The sequence below is a fragment of the Streptomyces sp. NPDC058632 genome (assembly GCF_042717095.1).
In the GTDB taxonomy this organism is placed as follows: Bacteria; Actinomycetota; Actinomycetes; order Streptomycetales; family Streptomycetaceae; genus Streptomyces.
The window spans coordinates 1-2,975 of sequence record NZ_JBHXQZ010000190.1 but is presented as its reverse complement, the minus strand read 5'-3'; the positions used below and the strand labels follow the sequence as shown (position 1 = coordinate 2,975).

2 protein-coding genes are annotated in these 2,975 nt (G+C 72.7%); both read left to right on the top strand.

The window, feature by feature from the left end; genetic code table 11:
- Window positions 1-2,481, top strand: a 2,481-nt coding sequence (locus tag ACFWVE_RS34865) for an ALF repeat-containing protein (protein ID WP_384023230.1), incomplete at its 5' end; no start/stop codon positions are given.
- Between the two features lie 7 nt (window positions 2,482-2,488).
- Window positions 2,489-2,863, top strand: a complete 375-nt coding sequence (locus ACFWVE_RS34860) for a hypothetical protein (RefSeq protein WP_384023228.1) — start codon at window positions 2,489-2,491, stop codon at window positions 2,861-2,863.
- Window positions 2,864-2,975 lie beyond the last annotated feature (112 nt).

The following is a 2,975-nucleotide window of genomic DNA, read 5'->3' as shown; positions in this document are numbered from 1 at the left end:
CGCCGGGCCGCGGACGACGCCAACACCGCGGCCGACGGTGCCGAGAAGGCCGCCGACCAGGCTGCTGTCGCGGCGGACGCCGCGGGCGACGCGGCTGCCTCGGCGACGAGCGCGGGCGCGAACCTGGCTGCCGACGCCGCCATCGAGGCCGGCAACTACGCGGGTCAGTCCAGCGCGGCGGCCGCCGAGACGCGTGCCGCGGCGGCGGCCGCCAGACGGCACGCGGCCGAGGCCAACCGCGCCGCAGCGGCAGCGGAGGCGCTGGCCCGCAAGGCGGCGAGCGCGGCGCGGGACGCGGCCAAGTCGGCCGCGACGCACGCCCGCAACGCGGCCGAGGCGGCCGAGGACGCGGCCGAACACGCCGGTGACGCTGCCACGGCGGCCGCGAAGTCCACGGAGCACGCCAACGCGGCGACCGAGGCCGCGAACGCCGCGGCGTCCGCGGTCGTTCAGGCCCAGCAGGTGTTCGCACTGGCCCGCCAGGTGGAGACCGAGGAACTTCTCGGCCGTACCAACGCAGGTGTGGAACAGGCCCGCGACCAGAAGGCGGCCGCCGAGGCCCGGGCGGCCGAGCAGGAGGGCCTGGAGAAGGCGGCCGCAGAACGGGACACACGGCGGGAGGAGTTGGTGGCCGCGGCTGCCGAGCCGGACGCCGACCTCGCCGCCGTCGCCACGCAGGGCCGTGACCTGGCCGTCGAGGAGATGACGCAGGGCACCGCGTGGGGGCGTGCGGCGGCCGAGGCGGCGCTGGCCGGATCCGACGACGTGGTCCTCGACTACCTCACCAACGGCTGGGAGGACGCCGAACGGCAGAACCAGCGCTCCTACGTGGAGCGCCTCGCCGAGGAGAGCGCCGACCCGGACATGCGGGCGGCGGCGGAAACCGCCCTCGACGGCGACGCCGCCGCCATCTCCGAGTTCGTGGCGAACGGACAGTACGAGATCGCCGCGGAGCCGATGCGTGTGAAGATCGCGCAGGTCGTCGACGGGGCCGGTCCGGTGCTCGCGGAGGCCGGCCGGGCAGCTCTCGCCACGGGCGACCCGAAGAAGCACAGCGCCTTCCTCACCGACACGCAGTACGAGGACGAGCGGGTGCGGGCCGCCCAGCTGATCGACTCCGGCGGTCCGCAGGTGCAGTCCGCGGCCCGCATCGCCCTGGAGGGCGCGCCGCAGACCCTGCACAACTTCATCGTGTCGGGCCAGTACACGGCGCAGCGCAAGGACGAGCTCTCCACGACCCACATAGCGCAGGTCCGGAAACTGATCGCGGACGCGGCGAAGATCGCTGCGACGGCACAGCAGGACGCCGCGACGGCCCAGAAAACGGCGGCCGTGGCCCGTAACGCCGCCGCCGAGGCCCAGAAGTGGGCTGCGAAGGCCGATGCGTCCGCCGAGGAGGCGCAGAACCAGGCCGACAAGGCAGCCGGTTACGCCGAGGACGCCGAGGCGTCCGCCGAAGCAGCGGCCAAGTCCGCGGCGACTGCGCGGTCCGCGGCCAAGCAGGCCGACGTCGCGGCCGAGGACGCGGCCCGGTCCGCGACCGACGCCACGCTCTCCTCCGAGGCGGCCCAGGCCGCAGCGTCCCACGCGTGGTACTACGCCGACCAGGCACGGCAGTCGGAGCTGGCGGCGGGCGCGTCGGCCGCGGCGGCGCTCGAGGCGGCCGGTGAGGCGTTCGTCACCGCGGTGCGGAAGTACCGCGAGGAGGCCGAGGCCAAGCGCAAGGCCGCGGTCGCGGAGAAGGAGCGCAACGAGGCGGGCCGGCGGGCCGCCGAGATCTACCGCTGCGGTCAGGCGATCGTTCCCTGCGACCCGCAGGACTACATCCGCTGGTGCCAGCAGAGCCCGATCGACTGCCAGATCCTGGAGAACGGCAAGGAGATCGGGGCCGCCGCCAAGAGACTCCTCAAGATCACCGAGGAGTTGACCGGCCTCACCGACCTGGACGCCTGCCTGCGGGAGAAGGACCTGGAGAACTGCGGCAGCCTCGTCGTGGACGTCCTCATCAGCTCCAAGCTGAAGGTGCTGGAGAAGACGTACGACGGGCTGGCGCTCCTCAGGCGCGGCTGCAAGGTCGCCGACAAGACGTCACTGTCCACGGCCTCCAGGGCGTCGGTGACGACGGCGGTCACCGCGTCCGCGACGGCCGTCCCCATGGCGGCATCGGCGGGGACGCCGTGCGGGGAGCACAAGGTTCCGGGGCTGCCCCGTGATCCGTCGGAGATCACCGGCAGCTCGGGGTGCGAGGTGTGTGCCGAAGAGATCCGGGACAGCCTGGGCGGAGGCGACATCGTCACGATCACTCCCATGATGGGCGTTGCCCTTCCCCAGTACCGCGAGAAGGACACTCTCTGGGGCTCGCACACCGTGATGGTGCTCAACGGCCGGGTCTACGACGCGTGGACCGGGCGAGCCGGTGAGAGCATCGCGGAGTACAAGGCCCGTTGGCAGTGGAACGATGTCATCGACTTCGGTTTCTGAAGGGCATATGAACGACAGGGAGTTCATCGAACAGGTCCGGGCCAGGCCAGGCATGTACGGCCTGAACGGGACGTATCACTCCACCGCCACCTTCCTGATCGGCTTCGATCAGGCCCGCTCAGGAGGGCTGCTCAGGGGATTCGACGAGTGGCTCGCTGTACGGAGGGGTGAGCGGTCCGGCGCCACCTGGTACGCCGAGGTGTTCCGCGAGGCCCTGCCCGGCATTCCTCTCCGGGGCTGGGGTCAACGGCTGGCACCGGAGCAGGATCAGACGGCCGTCGACCTGCTGTTCTCGCTCCTCTGCGACTTCCTGGAAGTCCGTGACGACCGTCGGGCCCTGATCCGTATGTACGTGGACTACGAGGCCCTGAGCGGCAGGTGACGCCGGGAGGCAGGTGCGGCGGGCGGGGGCCACACCTCGGGGCCCGGCGCCTACGCCCCCTCCGGGGGTGGGGGGGGGGCGCCGGCGGAGGCAGAGGCGCGGGGAGAGCGCC